Source organism: Chryseobacterium sp. GTID13 (assembly GCF_056172655.1).
This window is the reverse complement of record NZ_JAOCMB010000006.1, coordinates 20,806-34,425: the sequence shown is the minus strand read 5'-3', so window position 1 is coordinate 34,425 and position 13,620 is coordinate 20,806. Positions and strand designations below refer to the sequence as shown.

The 13,620-nt window shown below is 37.7% G+C and carries 18 protein-coding genes and 2 tRNA genes; 3 read left to right on the top strand and 17 right to left on the bottom strand.

Annotation, left to right across the window (positions count from 1 at the left end; translation table 11 throughout):
• Positions 1-20 precede the first annotated feature (20 nt).
• The 6 genes from N4G44_RS16300 to N4G44_RS16275 all read right to left on the bottom strand — a co-directional run bounded on the left by N4G44_RS16300 (position 21) and on the right by N4G44_RS16275 (position 4,960).
• On the bottom strand, positions 21-530 hold the full coding sequence (locus tag N4G44_RS16300; protein WP_474928390.1) for a 3'-5' exoribonuclease domain-containing protein: 510 nt from the start codon (positions 528-530) through the stop codon (positions 21-23).
• A 152-nt stretch (positions 531-682) separates the two neighbouring features.
• Positions 683-1,081, bottom strand: coding sequence for a hypothetical protein (locus N4G44_RS16295; protein WP_474928389.1), 399 nt, complete (start codon positions 1,079-1,081; stop codon positions 683-685).
• A 43-nt stretch (positions 1,082-1,124) separates the two neighbouring features.
• Positions 1,125-2,324 (bottom strand): tyrosine--tRNA ligase, encoded by a 1,200-nt coding sequence (gene tyrS, locus N4G44_RS16290; RefSeq protein ID WP_474928388.1) that lies wholly within the window; start codon positions 2,322-2,324, stop codon positions 1,125-1,127.
• 467 nt (positions 2,325-2,791) lie between these two features.
• Positions 2,792-3,382, bottom strand: a complete 591-nt coding sequence (locus tag N4G44_RS16285) for an NAD(P)H-dependent oxidoreductase (RefSeq protein ID WP_474928387.1) — start codon at positions 3,380-3,382, stop codon at positions 2,792-2,794.
• A 75-nt stretch (positions 3,383-3,457) separates the two neighbouring features.
• On the bottom strand, positions 3,458-4,279 hold the full coding sequence (locus N4G44_RS16280; RefSeq protein ID WP_474928386.1) for an AraC family transcriptional regulator: 822 nt from the start codon (positions 4,277-4,279) through the stop codon (positions 3,458-3,460).
• A gap of 54 nt (positions 4,280-4,333) precedes the next feature.
• Positions 4,334-4,960 carry a TetR/AcrR family transcriptional regulator gene (locus tag N4G44_RS16275; RefSeq protein ID WP_474928385.1) on the bottom strand — a complete coding sequence of 209 codons (627 nt, stop codon included), beginning with the start codon at positions 4,958-4,960 and terminating at the stop codon, positions 4,334-4,336.
• A gap of 89 nt (positions 4,961-5,049) precedes the next feature.
• On the opposite strand from N4G44_RS16275, the gene N4G44_RS16270 reads away from it, so the two are divergent.
• Together N4G44_RS16270 and N4G44_RS16265 are read left to right on the top strand one after the other, a co-directional pair.
• Entirely contained in the window at positions 5,050-5,184 is a 135-nt protein-coding gene (locus N4G44_RS16270) for a hypothetical protein (RefSeq protein ID WP_474928384.1), read from the top strand.
• Positions 5,185-5,210: 26 nt separating this feature from the next.
• Positions 5,211-5,537, top strand: coding sequence for a hypothetical protein (locus tag N4G44_RS16265; RefSeq protein ID WP_474928383.1), 327 nt, complete (start codon positions 5,211-5,213; stop codon positions 5,535-5,537).
• A 4-nt stretch (positions 5,538-5,541) separates the two neighbouring features.
• Here N4G44_RS16265 and N4G44_RS16260 read toward each other — a convergent pair whose 3' ends face one another.
• The 10 genes from N4G44_RS16260 to N4G44_RS16215 all read right to left on the bottom strand — a co-directional run bounded on the left by N4G44_RS16260 (position 5,542) and on the right by N4G44_RS16215 (position 12,233).
• Positions 5,542-6,162: a hypothetical protein gene (locus N4G44_RS16260; RefSeq protein WP_474928382.1), complete on the bottom strand. Its 621-nt coding sequence runs from the start codon at positions 6,160-6,162 to the stop codon at positions 5,542-5,544.
• 222 nt (positions 6,163-6,384) lie between these two features.
• Positions 6,385-6,840 (bottom strand): hypothetical protein, encoded by a 456-nt coding sequence (locus tag N4G44_RS16255; protein ID WP_474928381.1) that lies wholly within the window; start codon positions 6,838-6,840, stop codon positions 6,385-6,387.
• Positions 6,806-7,924: a serine hydrolase domain-containing protein gene (locus N4G44_RS16250; RefSeq protein WP_474928380.1), complete on the bottom strand. Its 1,119-nt coding sequence runs from the start codon at positions 7,922-7,924 to the stop codon at positions 6,806-6,808. Before N4G44_RS16250 ends, N4G44_RS16255 begins: the two co-directional genes overlap by 35 nt.
• A 104-nt stretch (positions 7,925-8,028) precedes the next feature.
• Positions 8,029-8,433: a hypothetical protein gene (locus N4G44_RS16245; protein ID WP_474928379.1), complete on the bottom strand. Its 405-nt coding sequence runs from the start codon at positions 8,431-8,433 to the stop codon at positions 8,029-8,031.
• A gap of 31 nt (positions 8,434-8,464) precedes the next feature.
• Positions 8,465-8,665, bottom strand: coding sequence for a YqaE/Pmp3 family membrane protein (locus N4G44_RS16240; protein WP_228374920.1), 201 nt, complete (start codon positions 8,663-8,665; stop codon positions 8,465-8,467).
• A gap of 50 nt (positions 8,666-8,715) precedes the next feature.
• A tRNA-Gln gene (locus N4G44_RS16235) sits at positions 8,716-8,787 on the bottom strand.
• A 3-nt stretch (positions 8,788-8,790) separates the two neighbouring features.
• Positions 8,791-8,865: transfer RNA gene (locus N4G44_RS16230), tRNA-Lys, on the bottom strand.
• A gap of 15 nt (positions 8,866-8,880) precedes the next feature.
• Positions 8,881-10,191 carry a hypothetical protein gene (locus N4G44_RS16225; protein WP_474928378.1) on the bottom strand — a complete coding sequence of 437 codons (1,311 nt, stop codon included), beginning with the start codon at positions 10,189-10,191 and terminating at the stop codon, positions 8,881-8,883.
• Positions 10,192-10,273: 82 nt separating this feature from the next.
• Positions 10,274-11,395 carry a lactonase family protein gene (locus tag N4G44_RS16220; RefSeq protein ID WP_474928377.1) on the bottom strand — a complete coding sequence of 374 codons (1,122 nt, stop codon included), beginning with the start codon at positions 11,393-11,395 and terminating at the stop codon, positions 10,274-10,276.
• Positions 11,396-11,579: 184 nt separating this feature from the next.
• On the bottom strand, positions 11,580-12,233 hold the full coding sequence (locus tag N4G44_RS16215) for an NAD(P)H-dependent oxidoreductase (protein WP_474928376.1): 654 nt from the start codon (positions 12,231-12,233) through the stop codon (positions 11,580-11,582).
• A gap of 101 nt (positions 12,234-12,334) precedes the next feature.
• On the opposite strand from N4G44_RS16215, the gene N4G44_RS16210 reads away from it, so the two are divergent.
• On the top strand, positions 12,335-12,724 hold the full coding sequence (locus N4G44_RS16210; protein WP_474928375.1) for a winged helix-turn-helix transcriptional regulator: 390 nt from the start codon (positions 12,335-12,337) through the stop codon (positions 12,722-12,724).
• Between the two features lie 49 nt (positions 12,725-12,773).
• On the opposite strand, the gene N4G44_RS16205 is transcribed toward N4G44_RS16210, so the two are convergent.
• On the bottom strand, positions 12,774-13,598 hold the full coding sequence (locus tag N4G44_RS16205; RefSeq protein ID WP_474928374.1) for an alpha/beta hydrolase: 825 nt from the start codon (positions 13,596-13,598) through the stop codon (positions 12,774-12,776).
• Between the last annotated feature and the right edge of the window lie 22 nt (positions 13,599-13,620).

Below are 13,620 nucleotides of genomic sequence, written 5' to 3'. Positions count from 1 at the left end.
TCCCATAGTTTCAGACAAAACTATTTCAACCCTATTTTCAGTCCCATTTCCTTTTTCATATACAGCAGGACTTCTGCATTGCCTCTTGCATCATCTACGGGATGGTGTGTATGCTCTGTCTTGCGCAGATGCTTCCATTGGGCAAAAGTGTCTTTTTCCAGTCCGCAATACAGGTCAGACAATCTTCTTGAAGAATATCCGAAGGGATTTCTGTTGATAAAATGATGAAAATACCAGCAGATGAACATCCAGTCGAAGCCGTTGTTATCACTGATGAAAATAGGTCTTCCCTTAGAATTTTCTTTAATCCATTTCTCAAAACCAAGCATGACTTCTTCAGGATCATCAAAACCCATTGTTTCTTCCCTGCTGAATCCTGAAACTGCCAAAGCATCAGCATTGAATTTTTCAGAAACAGGTTTAAGCTTGCCATAGAAGGTAGTCTCCAGTTCCTCATCCACCAGAACTGCTCCGAAGCAGATCATTGAAAAGTCTCCCGGAATCGGGCCATCCGATTCGATATCAACCATAAAATAGCTCATTGCCTAATCAAATTTTATATTTCTGCTGTTTATATATTCTTCGTCAATTTCTTCTCTTTCCAGCCGGTCAGGATATAAAGTAATTTTTATAAATTCATTTTCGAAGCTGTCTGCGATGAAAAGTTCATTGCTGTTTAACTTTACTTGAAGCCTTTGGTAATGATTTCTTCTGCTTTTAGGGTATCAATATTGAAAACAAAAAGCCGCTGTCTGTGTTTGTCCTGGTATAAAATAATAAGAAAGTTTTCAAAAAACTGTAAATGTCCTCCTGACGAAGGCTGTCCCATTGTATTTACCGGAGGCCGCCAATTGATGATGGTATCCCTGTTTATTTTTATTCTTATCAGTTCATGCCCCGCTTCATTGCTTTGCCACCATGCAAAGATTCCCTGATTATTGATTGCTGTGCTGTGTCTGCCTATTTCAATTTCCGCCCCGAAAGCATCTTTCCAGAAAATACGTTCTTCCTCAATCTCAAAATCAGGAACCGTGAGATAGAGCTCGTCTTCTATTATGTCGAAAATTTCTTTTGTAGTCATGCAATTTTATTCATCAAAACAAATATATTAAAAACACATCGACTTATATCAGTTCAAAGAAATCTCTTTTTCCGATTTTTACCTTTGTTTGTGGGAATAATTCAATTTCTTCATCAGGATTCGTTATTTTTATATGATTAACCTGAATACCTCCGCTTCGGATCATTCTCCCGACTGCCGATTTACTGAGATCGGTTTTAAGCTTGCTGCAGAGTTCCACCAATGGTATCCGGTTGTCTGTATGATGCAACGAGTTTAAAGAGACCGGTTCATAAACTTTTTCCTCAGTATTTTTGCTTTGAAACTGACTGCTGAAGAAGCTTTCTGCAAGTTCGGCTGCTGCCTGATCATGGTATTGGGCAACAATATTTTTAGCAATCATTTTTTTGATAATCATTGGGTTTTCACCGTTTTGTAGTTTTAATTGCAAACCTGCTTTCTCCTCATCGGAAAAATCAGAAGCCAGATCGATAAACTCATCAATAAGACTGTCCGGGATCGACATGGTTTTCCCAAACATTTCATTCGGTTCATCAGTAAGTCCGATAATATTATTCAGGGATTTACTCATTTTTTCTTTACCGTCAAGACCTTTAAGCAGGGGCATGCACATGACAATCTGTACCGGCATCTGGTGGGCTTCCTGAAGCTGCCTTCCCATCGTACAGTTGAAAAGCTGGTCTGTTCCGCCCATTTCAATATCACATGCAATCTGTACAGAGTCGAAACCCTGAAGGATTGGATAAACAAGCTCATGCATTGCAATCGGCGTATTTTCTGTAAATCTTTTATTGAAATCGTTCCGGTGCATCAGCTGGGCGACGGTAATTTTCGACATCAGCTGAATAACTTCCGGAAAACTAAGCGTATCCAGCCAATCGGAATTAAAAACAATTTTGGTTTTTTCTACATCAATAACCTTTGAAAGCTGGTTGATGTAGGTCTGTGCATTATGATTGGCATCTTCGGCACTTAAAGGTTTCCGTGCCTTGTTTTTCCCTGTCGGATCACCGATTCGTGCTGTGAAGCTTCCTACTACGATCACAACCTGATGCCCAAGCTCCTGAAACTGTTTCAGTTTTTTGAGCACCACGGCATGGCCCAGATGCAGGTCCGGAGCGGTAGGATCAAATCCAAGCTTAATAATTAATTTCCTGTTTTCCTTTTCAGCCTGTTCCAGTTTCTCTTCCAGACCGTTTTCCGGAAGAATGATGGCTGTGTTTTCTTTTAGTGTGCTGATCATCTTTATTGGATTTTTAAATTAAAAAAGCCCGGACAATACTGTCCGGGCTCTATATTATATGGATGTTATTCTTGTTTAGATTACAGATATAGAAAGTCTTCCCGAACGGTTCGCCGGGGTGTAATACTCATTAAAGAAAGGAAGATGCAATATGCTGTTTAAATGTTTCATTGATAACGTAAATGTAGAAAAAAACTAAGATAAATCCAATATTTAAACCACTAAGATCTGCTGTAAAGTTCCATATCAGCTGAGTTTTAAACTCACTGTTCTCGACAGTTGATTAATCTTAATGGTTTAAAATAAAGGTTTTCAAAACAATTTTACTTAGCGCTTTTGCAGCTAATTTCATGCCATAAAATCGTTTTTCAGGTAAAAATTAAAAGCTGTTGCAAGGACCTGTATTAAAAATATTTTGCAGGCTATAAAGTAAAATAGCTCAGTATAGCATCTTATCGTTTGTTCGTTTAAAAATCTAATACAGGCTGTGAATAGGTGTTTCTGATCTGTTCTTTCCAGATGTTGAGGTCTTCCTGAGAAGCTTTGTCTGCTCTGTCAAAAAAGAAGTGCTGTATGATTTCAAAACCGCTGTACAGGAAAATTCCGTTGTCCGATGTTAAAGTAAGGGCTTTATCCATTCCCATGCGCTCATACTCCTCGTGTGACTTTCCGTGGGTATTAATAATGACTGCTTTTTTACCTTTTAAAAGTCCTTTCTGAACTCCCTGATCATACCGGTAGGCAAAATTATAACTGAAAACCCGGTCAATATAGCCTTTCATAATGGCTGGCATTCCGGTCCACCAAATCGGGTAAATAAATGTAATTGTTTCAGCCCTTGAAATGAAATCCTGTTCGGTTTTCACATCATCTGAAACCCTTCCGGTACGCTGGCCCTGCATATCTGCCAATGAAAGGACAGGATCAAATCCGATTTTGTTGAGGTCCCTTATTTCTATTTCATGATTACCTTTTTCCAGACTTTCAACTACGGTTTGAAGAAGGTTGCTGTTTAAACTGTTCTCGTTAGGATGCGCGTAAATGATTAAGTGTCTCATTGTTTTTAGATTTAAATTTTATGAGACAAATGTAGAGCAGTGCAGCTTACAGAAATTGTAAGAAAACGAAAGGTGTTATGCTGACCCGGAGCGGCAGATGTCATCCTGGAATTTTACATATTGGGAAGGCGAAAGATTGATAAAGTGTTTAAAATCACGGATAAGCTGGCTCTGATCATAATAACCGCATTCGTCAATAATACTGAACCATTCAATTTTTTTCTGGTGGGCCAGTTCTTTTTCAATGATAGTAATGGCCTTGAGAAAGCGGTTATAGCGGTTAAGCTCTTTAGATGAATATCCGAGCTGTGTTTTATGTTTCAGCTGAATAGTTCTTTCACTCTGGCTGGTTTGTTTGGCAATTGCCTTAATAGGATTCAATCCGGGATTTTCAAAATGGCTTAGCAGGCGGATGATCTCATCCTGATTCTGAAGATAGGGCCTGCAGAATTCCAGAATATGACTGGTTTTTTCTTCGGGAGACGGAAAAACAGAGATCTGATGCCAGAGTTCTGTAAAACAGTTATCATGAAGAAGTTCGTTGGGATGTGTTCCGTTTCCAGCCGCAAGGGCCTGGCCAAAGAACCTGTAGAAAGCATCATCTTTAAAATTGGCTACCAGAATAGAAGTTCCTGCCGGCAGCGTATAATCAAAGGCATGGCGTACCGGTCCCAAAACAATACACTGATTTACTTCAACGGTATTTTTTTCCTGAGTTGTCATAAAGGCATTTTCACCAAAACAAAACAGCATAATAGTCTGGTAGGAGGGGAGCAGGGTTTTTGTAACCGGAGCGGGCGAACTGTTTTCCGCGTAGTAAAAATACGTGAATATACTCTCGAATTCCTTTGGAACCGGAATTTTAAGCTGGCGGTAATCCGGATGTAGTTCCTGCATGCTATTTTTTAATTTAATATTTTTCCCATCTTGGCTAAAATCAATTTCTCATGATCATGCTTCACGGATATATTTTGTTTCATACAGTTTCTGCTGTTCCTTGGTAAGTAAAGGATAGAACAGGTTCATCTGTATCAGTGCATAGTGTTTTACTGCTTCCTCTTTTTCGAATTTAAAAGCAAGGCAGTTGTGGATGATCCAGTTATCTGCAATGATAAAGATCTGTGTAGTGAGACCTCTGAGTATAAAATCCGGAATGTCTTCTATAAAAATGCCGTTTTTCTGAAAGCCTTTGAAGATCTCCTGAAACTCATCTTTTCTGCTGATATTAATAGATTCATACTGCGATTCTATAGCCGGAATATGTTTCAGAATATCAAAGAAATTCATGAATATAAAGCGGAAAGAGTAAAAGACTTCGTAGGTGGAAAATGTAAAATGATACAGATCTTCGAGGGTCTTATTCTCTATTTTCTGCAGATTGTTCAATAAATCGTCCATTTTAAGGACCAACTCAGAAAAAAGGATCTTGATAATATCTTCCGAATGTTTAAAATGGTAATGCAGATTTCCCGCACTGATATTCAGTTCTGCTGCAATGTGCCTTGTAGTAATATTATTGTAGCCTTTTTCATTGAACAGCTCCATTGCTTTTGATAGTATCTTGTCCTTTGTTTTCATTGTTCAAATATAAGAGAGTTTAAATTATATTTCAAAATTAGAACAATTGTTCTAATTTTATTATATTTGTTTTCCGAAAATCAATAAGAATGGAAGGGAAAGAAATGTTCAACTACGAAACTGCCGGAGAAAGGAATTCAGGAAAAGAAAAAGATGTACAGGAAACACTGGTGAAGATCCTGCAGGTCATTATCGGTTTCATCATGGCCCTGCTTCATATGTGATGAAAAATAAAATTTCATACTGGTTTATGCTGGGACTTATAATCTGGCTGGTCATGATTTTTTTGAGGAAAGAAGGAATTTTCATTCCAGTGATCAGTAATCATCTGACAGATTTCATTACAGTTCCGATGTATGCTTACCTGATAGAATATCTGATAAATGACGTGCTGAAATGCCAGTGGAAACCTGATATTAAGTTTATCCTGAGCTCGGTTATCTACCTTTCGTTGCTTTTTGAAGTTATCTGCCCGATGCTTTCAGGAAAATTTACCGGGGATATTCTGGATGTTGCAGCTTATCTGCTGGGAGGTTTGGTTTACTATTTCTTTAAATATATTTTTAGTTATAAGTAGCCTGTTACTGATCCAGTTTAACGATAGGCCCTTTATAAAACTTCGTCAGGTCATACAGTTCCCCGAAATACCGATGGAGGTCAGCATCATTGCTGATATCCGATCCTCTGGTCCGGAACTGTTCTTCTGCAAGAGCATGTAAAGAAGGGTAATCTGTTTTTAAATAATGGGAAAGAATGGTGTCGTTTCCTTTTTCTTTGAGAGCAATGTCTGTAAAAAACAAGCCATAGACAAGGAACTGATTAAAGTTTTGAGCATCTACCATAAAGTCCAGGTCCTTCTTAGCATATTTCTCATAATCAGCAAGGATTTCCTGAAAGGTTTTCACATGCTGTTCTTCCGGAATTTCATAAAAAAGATCGAGCCCATGGATGAAAAGCTGGGTTTTGGCCTCTTCCTGATCTGCAGGATAAGCAGTGCTGAGCCATCGGAAAATACTCGAAAGCTCTTCTTTTGAAAGATTTTCTATGGAATCTTTTACTTTATTCTTAATGATTTCAAGGCTTACTTTGGCATCGGACTGAAGAAAGCCAATGATTTTTTCCTCATCACGGCACAATTTATTATACAAATTGATTTTGGCAATATTAGGATTCGTCTTGATGAAAAAAAGTTCTTCTGCCATTGCTTATATACCACATGTCTTTTCCAAATGGTAACTAAAGATACAAAATATGTAATGAAAATGAGTAAAAATGTTATGCAGTGGATGTTTAATCCTTTTATGATTGATCAACTTAACCATTATTCTTCCGCACACTAATATTAATTTAATGAATGATTTCAAGTTTTGTGATAGTATTTTTTTATTTCTTGTTTCTTTTGCATCACAGTAAATTGAATGGCATCAATAATTTAAAAGCCGCTCCACTTTGTTAATGATAAAATGTTCAGGCGATATAACCTGATAAAAGATATCGTAGAAAGCATACCCGTACATGAACACAAAATTAATTTTGAATTCATATCGTTTAAGGTAAGAAATCTCAATATAGGATATGATATAATTGACTTCATCATCGGCTGCAAAATCATGATTGTGCTGCGTAATAGCATTAACAGCTGCTTTCGTTTGGGAGAGTATTGTGTACCGGTTGTCCAGATAGAAATCAATGAACTGTCCGAGATCATTTTCAAAATCGTTACCCTCGGAATATTCCTGATACAGGCAATCCGGAAAGATGAAATAAGGATTTTTAGTGAAAGAGATTCCGTCACTACCTGTCAGGTTCCTGTCGCTTTGCCATCCTTCCTCAGTTCGTTTAAATTCAAGATTCCATCCTTTTGGTGTGGTAATTTTCATTCCAGTGATTATTTTTTTCTGACTGCAAAACGATTTTGGCAATATTTCTTGTGATTTCTGTCGGCGAATGACAGTCACAGTTACTGAATCCTATAACGTAAATATCTTCACCGGGGATATAAACGCCCATGCTTTTGAATCCGAAAATGCTTCCGCCATGCTCCCTGTCAGGAATTCCGCCAATGTCTTTCAAATGCCATCCGTAGCCATAGGTAAATTCTTCACCGTTATTAAGCTTGTATTTCCGGAAAGCTTTTTGAGTTTCAGTGGAATTTAGCAATGTATTCTGGTTCAGAGCCTGCTGCCATTTCAGCATATCATCTACCGTTGACATCAGGGAACCGGATGCAAATGGAACACTGAAATTGATTACTGTTTTGTTCACAAATCCATGCTCTTTCTGGTGGTATCCACACGCTCTTTTGGGAATAATCTGGCGGTCGGTCGCATAGTAAGAATGGTCCATACCTGCCTTTTCAAATATATTTTTTCTGATAAAATCTTCATAAGTCTGCCCTGAAACCAATTCAATAATATATCCCAGGACCACATATCCTGAATTATTGTAGTCAAATTTTTCTCCGGGAGCAAAATCAACAGGTTCATTTTTAAAGAAATCGACCATCATTTCAGGCTTCATTTCTTTTTGGGCAATGGCAGATAAAGATTTCATTTTTGTAAAATCCCTGATCCCCGAAGTATGGGTTAGCAGATGGTGAATGGTAATTTTATCGCCTGAAGGATAATCCTTGATATACTTTGAAACAGGATCTGTTACATTTAATTTCCCCTGTTGTTCAAGGATTAGAATGGCAACAGCTGTAAACTGTTTGGTCATGGAACCTATTTGAAAAACATTCTCAGGAGTCATGTCGACATTCAATTCAAGATTGGCTTTTCCAAAAGCTTTCCGGTAAATGATCTTTCCTTTTTTTGCAATCAAGAATGCGCCGCCAGGCTCATCTTTGTTGCTGAAACCGCTTAGTATGATGCTGTCTGCTTTCTTTTCAATGTTCTGTGCGCTGATGGTATTGCAAAAAAACAGGAGAGGCAGGAGGGCTGTAAAAAGTTTTTTAGAGATCATAGTTATTATTTTGTTATGCAAAGATATAATTAAATAACATTACTATGTTATACTTTATAGTAATTTGTAAAAAAAATAATCAATGAAGGATTGATTATGTAAGGTTAACCAATATCTGCAGTATTTAGCTTCAGTTTCAAATCATTGAAGAAAGCTTCAAACTTAGGAAGATCTCTTGCGCTGATCTGGGATTTTCTCACCTTTAAAGTTTTTCCAGGAGTTCTGAAGGTAAAATCATCGGCGTAATAACCTGCTTCTGTTATTTCACGGATAGTCATCTGCTTTTTAGGAAATGTATTGATCTGAATCTTTTCGCCGGTAATGGTGAGATACTGATTATAGTATTCATAAGCAGACATGCAAAGATAGGCAGCACCCAGAACAATAGTAAAATAAGGACCGAACCTGGTGCTTTCACCTTCCAGAAAATAGCTGACGCCGACAATAATCCATACAATACCAAGGATCAGATTGATAATCAGTCTTTTATCTTTAAATGCAATTTTCATATTGGATTTTAATTGATTTTTTCAAACCACCTTATCTTCCATTTTCTTTCATGGCCCGGATCAGCTTGTCGTTTCTTCGTTCTGCCCTGGCATTGTTCAGGGATAAAACCGCCCAGATAGCAGCAGGAAGCCACCCGATGAGGGTAATCTGTAAAATGAGACAGACAATGCCTGTAAGTATTTTCCCACGGACCATAAAGGACAGAAAAGGAAGGAGAATGGCGAGTAACATGATGATAATTTTTAATTGAGTTAAAGATTACACTATTTTCTTTATTATTGCTCTGATAACAGGGCTCGAACCTGTGTCCTCCCGGTCCAGAGCCGGGTGCTCTGCCACTGAGCTATATCAGAAATTGAATAGATGCAGGGCTCGAACCTGCGTCAACCCGGATGAAGAGCCGGGAATTCTACCACTGAATTAACCTATCCGTTATTCTATTATTTTCAGATTTTGCCTGAAAAATATTTGTTTTTTCTTAAGACCGATGCAAGAAAAGGGTTTGAAACGGTCACTCCATGTACCAGTTCAGGCGTTGGTTTAAACTGGCTTACCTGTTGCGTTTTCGGAGCAATCCAGCCTGATTTTTCAGGATCAATACCGGCTTTTCTGCAAACCTGTACAATCATTTTTTTATTGCAGAATTGTTTTTCCTGAAAAACTTCCCATGGCAAAGGTAGTATATTCCAGACTTCTGTGTTGGGGTCGAGTTTTCCACCACTGGATAAATGCCATGCAATGACATCGGCAGCCATCAGTCGCATCACTTTTCCGAAGCAGATATCATCGAGAATATATTCCATCCCCAGTGCATAGATCAGGTTCATCCAGTTGTCTCTTGCTTTATTCCAGGCTCCGGCTGTATTATTCCATGTAGTTGAATCATTGCCTTTTTTTACAGCCATAGTTTTCCTGTTGATCTCGTTATCTGTCCACAATTCTCCCAGGAATTCAGCAATTTCCTGCAGGATTTTACTCCATTTGCCCAATAGTCTTCCTTTCTGTTCGTCGGCAAGATAGTGCAAAGCTTCTTCATTGGTATAGATATATGAAACAGCCTGCCAGTTGGTTTTGTCAGCATTTCCTTTGCATCTGTTGAATAACATTTCACAGATTTCATCAAACGGCCTTTCCTGGCTTTGATTGGTAAATGTACTTCTTACATTACTCCGTGCATTGAAATAGGCAATAAAACAGGCGGTATTAAGATCTGCATTAAAATCTTCAGGACTGATGGTGTGTGCCAATCCATGTTTTGCTATTTTCTGGAACTCAATCTTTTTGGACTCCTGGATGCACTTGTATAGTCTTTTTTCAATACGCTTCAGAAGACGCCATTTTTTATTGTAGTTCCTTTTGGAAAGATCCAGTCCTGCTTCTTTTCTCTGAATTTTATTGAGTCTGTCGCTACGAAAATCATTTTTTCCTATTGATTTATGGATCAAAGGAGATGTTTCCATTAAAAAGGTCTCAATATTTTCAATATAGTGATAATTGGAAGTTTCGCTTTGACTGATTTTAAAGATTTCAATTGCTTTTTTGATCTGCTTTTCTGCTCCAACTGCAGTTCCGAAAGTTTCGAGCATTGAAGTATACCCATACAGACTTCTTTTCAATGAGCCCTGAGCAGCTTTTTCCAAAACAGAAAGTTCATGACGGTTCAGGTCGTTTTTCATTAATTCAACGATCATCTCCGCAACATCTTCCGGACGTATGCGCTCATCTAAGGTTTTATAAAGCTGTTCAATGGTTGTCATAAAACTAAAGTTATACAATTATAAGATACTTTGTTAGGATATCTTATTTTTTGTAAAAAATTTGCTGTGTGAAAAAAGTAAATCAATACTTTCTTATTTTTACACACGAAACTCCTTTAATCTTTGTTCTTTTTCCCACCTTTTTCAATAAACCTGTTTCAGGATTACGCCTGAATACGAAAGCGTCTCCGCTGGAAGCATTGGTGACAATTAGAAATTTTCCTGTTTCATCTATATCAAAAACCCTTAATTGCTTGCCAAATGTGGGCTGATATCCAATATTTTTTAATGTTCCGTTTTCAAGAATCGAGAAAATGGCAATATTATTTTCATCTCCACGATTAGACGCGTATAAAAATTTACCATCCGGAGAGATGTGGATGTCAGAACTTTCAAATTCTTCTTTGTACTGATCATTATGTGTATTTATTCTTTGAATGCTTTCCAGCGTGGAGTTTTCATACCTGTATGCATTAACGGCACCTCCCATTTCTTCGATGGAGTAAGCAAATTTTCCGTTCGGATGAAAGGTGAAATGCCTTGGTCCGGCTCCTAGAGTGGTCGACACATAAGGTGTTTTTGAAGGGTGCAGAGGCTCGTTTGCACTACTGTCAAACATATAGATCCTGATTTTATCGGCACCGAGATCCGTTAAAAATACCTGACTGAAATCCGGGGAAAAAACAGCGGCATGAATATGTGATCTGTCCTGCCTTTGCTTATTGATGCTTCCTTCTGAAAACTGAAAATTCTGTACATAAGGATGAATAGTACCATCTTCAGACAAGGGATATACAGAGGCACTGCCTTCGGTATAATTGGCATTCACCAGCCATTTACCGTTTTTATGGACCGCTACATAAACCGGATTTTCACCACCACTTTTTTGACTGTTGATAAAAGTCAGCTTTCCTTCTTCAGGATTGAATTTAAAGCTGCTGACACTTCCTGCACCCGGTGTTTTACTTTCTGTACAGGCAAAAATGTACTTTCCGTTTGGAGACAAGGTAAGGAATGAAGGATTTAAAATTCCTCTAAAGGAAGTTACTTTGTTCAACTTGCCTTTAATGGTATCCAGTTGATATACATAAACGCCCTCAGATGTTTTATCCCGGTTGAATGAGCCAAAAAAGACATAGGTGTTCTGAGAGTATAAATGTATGCAGGTTAAAAATAAGGCAATTAAGCTTAATGTATTTTTCAATTTTACGGAGGATTTATGGTAAGAGATCTTTTTCGGTTTTCCCGGATGCTAAAATTAATCTAACTTTTTTAGAAAGCAGTTAAATTTTGCATTACTAATTTGATGTTTTTTCAAGAAATAAGTATTCAGATCCCTACCATTTCCATTTTCCGGGACAGGGTGATTAAATTCCAATCATCAGCCCTTAGCTTTTCACGATTTCTTTTTCAATATTAATCAACCTTTCGGACCAGTTGTTTAATACTGTTTCTCTTTCTTCGTCAGTAAGCCGTTCTACAGAATAAATAAATTCCGGCTGTAAGACCGAAAAACCGAGAAATTCCAGAATTCCACGATGGATTGGAAACAAAATTGAGCTTATATCACCATATTTGTCCTTTGTATAATTTTTTTCAGGGCCGCCGGCAGTTACAGACAGCATTGCTTTTTTTCCAACCGAAAATCCGTCACCGAAAATTTTTCCGTTATCATAAAATTTTCCCATTGTAAAGACCTTATCAATCCAGCCTTTTAAAATGGCCGGAGCGGAAAACCAATACAGGGGAAACTGCCAGATCATCATATCGCACCATTCGATCTTTTCCTGTTCCGATACGATATCAGGAGCAAAAGTAGAATGTTCCAGGGCAAATAATTCTTCATTCTGCTGCTTAAAATAATCTGCATTTTTTAATCGGGTGAAGTTTTCTTTCCCACTGACCGGCTGATATTTTTCTTTATACAAATCGGTGGTCTTCACTTCGTGACCTTCTTTTTCTAAAGTTCTGACCGCAGTGTTGAACATGGCCGCATTGAAACTTTTTTCTTCGGGATGAGCAAGAACAATAAGTATTTTCATTTTTTATAAATTTGTACTATAATTATTTTAGTTACAAAATTATTTTTAGTACGCTACATCTGCAATAACTATCTAAACCGATAGGCCAAAATAAATTTAAAATGAAAACAGAGTGCATTGGTGACCACGTAAAATTGAAAGGAAAAATATATCCCTGTACTGTAAGTCTTACCATGGATCTGGTAGGCGGAAAATGGAAAGCTGTCATACTTTACCATTTGAAAGAAGAGCCTAAAAGATACAGCGAGCTTCGGAAAGAACTGGCGGCAGTGACCGAAATGACTTTGAGTCTACAGTTGAAGCAATTGGAAAAAGACGGTTTGGTGTCAAGGAAAGTTTTTGGCAAAAAACCACCTGTAAAAGTGGTGTACAGCCTGACTGATCTTGGAAAAACATTTATTCCTGTTTTAGAAGCCATTACAGAATGGGGCAACAGGGTTGTTGTTGAAAGAGGGGAATTTGTAAATGTTCCTGAAAAAGACACCATCTAATTTCATGTTTTTAATTGATTTAAAATAAATTACCCAGCTTTTATCTTTTCTATTTCTTCAAATGCTGTTGGAAATAGACAAAATGATGCTCAATGGATTTGTTCCAGTATTCCGTATTGTGATCACCCGGCTGGCTGATAAACGTAGCCGGGATTTTAAGACTGTCAGTCTGGTGTTTCAGCTGCAGGGAAATCGGATATAGGATATCTTCTGTTCCGCAGTCAAAAATAAAAGCTTTTTTAAAATCCGGATGCTGTTTCAAAAGTGCTGAAATACTGTATTGGTTCCAGTTTGTGGTTTTCGGATGGCCTAAATTTTTCGTTAAATCGTCCGTCATTCTATTGTTCTGCCAGAAATGCTGACTTGCCTTTTGAAAATTGGGATAATCAATTTCCAAAGCCCCGCTGGTAGAACCTGCTGTATTGAAATAGTCCGGATGCAGAATGAAATACCGCAAAGCTCCGTAACCTCCCATACTCAAACCGCTGATGAAAATATTTCTGTTGTCAACAGTAAATGAACGGTGTACTTTCGGGACCAATTCTTTAAAGAAAAAATTTTCATACTGTGAACTTTTGTTGATGGGGCTGTTGATATAATAAGATGTAAAACCATCTGGTGTAACAATAATGAAGTTATATTGATCGGCCAGTTTCTGTAAATCTGTGGTTTTGGACCACTGTTTATAATTTTCGCTGTAACCATGAAAAAGATAGATCAAGGGATATTTTTCTGTTTTCTGATAGGTTTTGGGCTTAAAAATCAGAACTGTGTCGGATTTTTCCAAATAGTCAGATTTTATCACCCATTTTTCCTGTGCCTTGGCTGAAATTGCCGTAAGTAATCCGATCATAATGCTTATTACCTTATTCATATTGTGTAATTTTATTACAAAA

Bases quoted from the DNA above. Each gene is read 5' to 3' on its own strand.
- N4G44_RS16285 (WP_474928387.1), bottom strand. From the start codon at position 3,382: ATGAGACACTTAATCATTTACGCGCATCCTAACGAGAACAGTTTAAAC.
- N4G44_RS16280 (WP_474928386.1), bottom strand. From the start codon at position 4,279: ATGCAGGAACTACATCCGGATTACCGCCAGCTTAAAATTCCGGTTCCA.
- N4G44_RS16245 (WP_474928379.1), bottom strand. From the start codon at position 8,433: ATGAAAATTGCATTTAAAGATAAAAGACTGATTATCAATCTGATCCTT.
- N4G44_RS16250 (WP_474928380.1), bottom strand. From the start codon at position 7,924: ATGATCTCTAAAAAACTTTTTACAGCCCTCCTGCCTCTCCTGTTTTTT.
- N4G44_RS16275 (WP_474928385.1), bottom strand. From the start codon at position 4,960: ATGAAAACAAAGGACAAGATACTATCAAAAGCAATGGAGCTGTTCAAT.
- N4G44_RS16210 (WP_474928375.1), top strand. From the start codon at position 12,335: ATGAAAACAGAGTGCATTGGTGACCACGTAAAATTGAAAGGAAAAATA.
- N4G44_RS16260 (WP_474928382.1), bottom strand. From the start codon at position 6,162: ATGGCAGAAGAACTTTTTTTCATCAAGACGAATCCTAATATTGCCAAA.
- N4G44_RS16255 (WP_474928381.1), bottom strand. From the start codon at position 6,840: ATGAAAATTACCACACCAAAAGGATGGAATCTTGAATTTAAACGAACT.
- N4G44_RS16300 (WP_474928390.1), bottom strand. From the start codon at position 530: ATGGTTGATATCGAATCGGATGGCCCGATTCCGGGAGACTTTTCAATG.
- N4G44_RS16270 (WP_474928384.1), top strand. From the start codon at position 5,050: ATGGAAGGGAAAGAAATGTTCAACTACGAAACTGCCGGAGAAAGGAAT.
- tyrS (WP_474928388.1), bottom strand. From the start codon at position 2,324: ATGATCAGCACACTAAAAGAAAACACAGCCATCATTCTTCCGGAAAAC.
- N4G44_RS16295 (WP_474928389.1), bottom strand. From the start codon at position 1,081: ATGACTACAAAAGAAATTTTCGACATAATAGAAGACGAGCTCTATCTC.
- N4G44_RS16240 (WP_228374920.1), bottom strand. From the start codon at position 8,665: ATGTTACTCGCCATTCTCCTTCCTTTTCTGTCCTTTATGGTCCGTGGG.
- N4G44_RS16265 (WP_474928383.1), top strand. From the start codon at position 5,211: ATGCTGGGACTTATAATCTGGCTGGTCATGATTTTTTTGAGGAAAGAA.
- N4G44_RS16215 (WP_474928376.1), bottom strand. From the start codon at position 12,233: ATGAAAATACTTATTGTTCTTGCTCATCCCGAAGAAAAAAGTTTCAAT.
- N4G44_RS16225 (WP_474928378.1), bottom strand. From the start codon at position 10,191: ATGACAACCATTGAACAGCTTTATAAAACCTTAGATGAGCGCATACGT.
- N4G44_RS16205 (WP_474928374.1), bottom strand. From the start codon at position 13,598: ATGAATAAGGTAATAAGCATTATGATCGGATTACTTACGGCAATTTCA.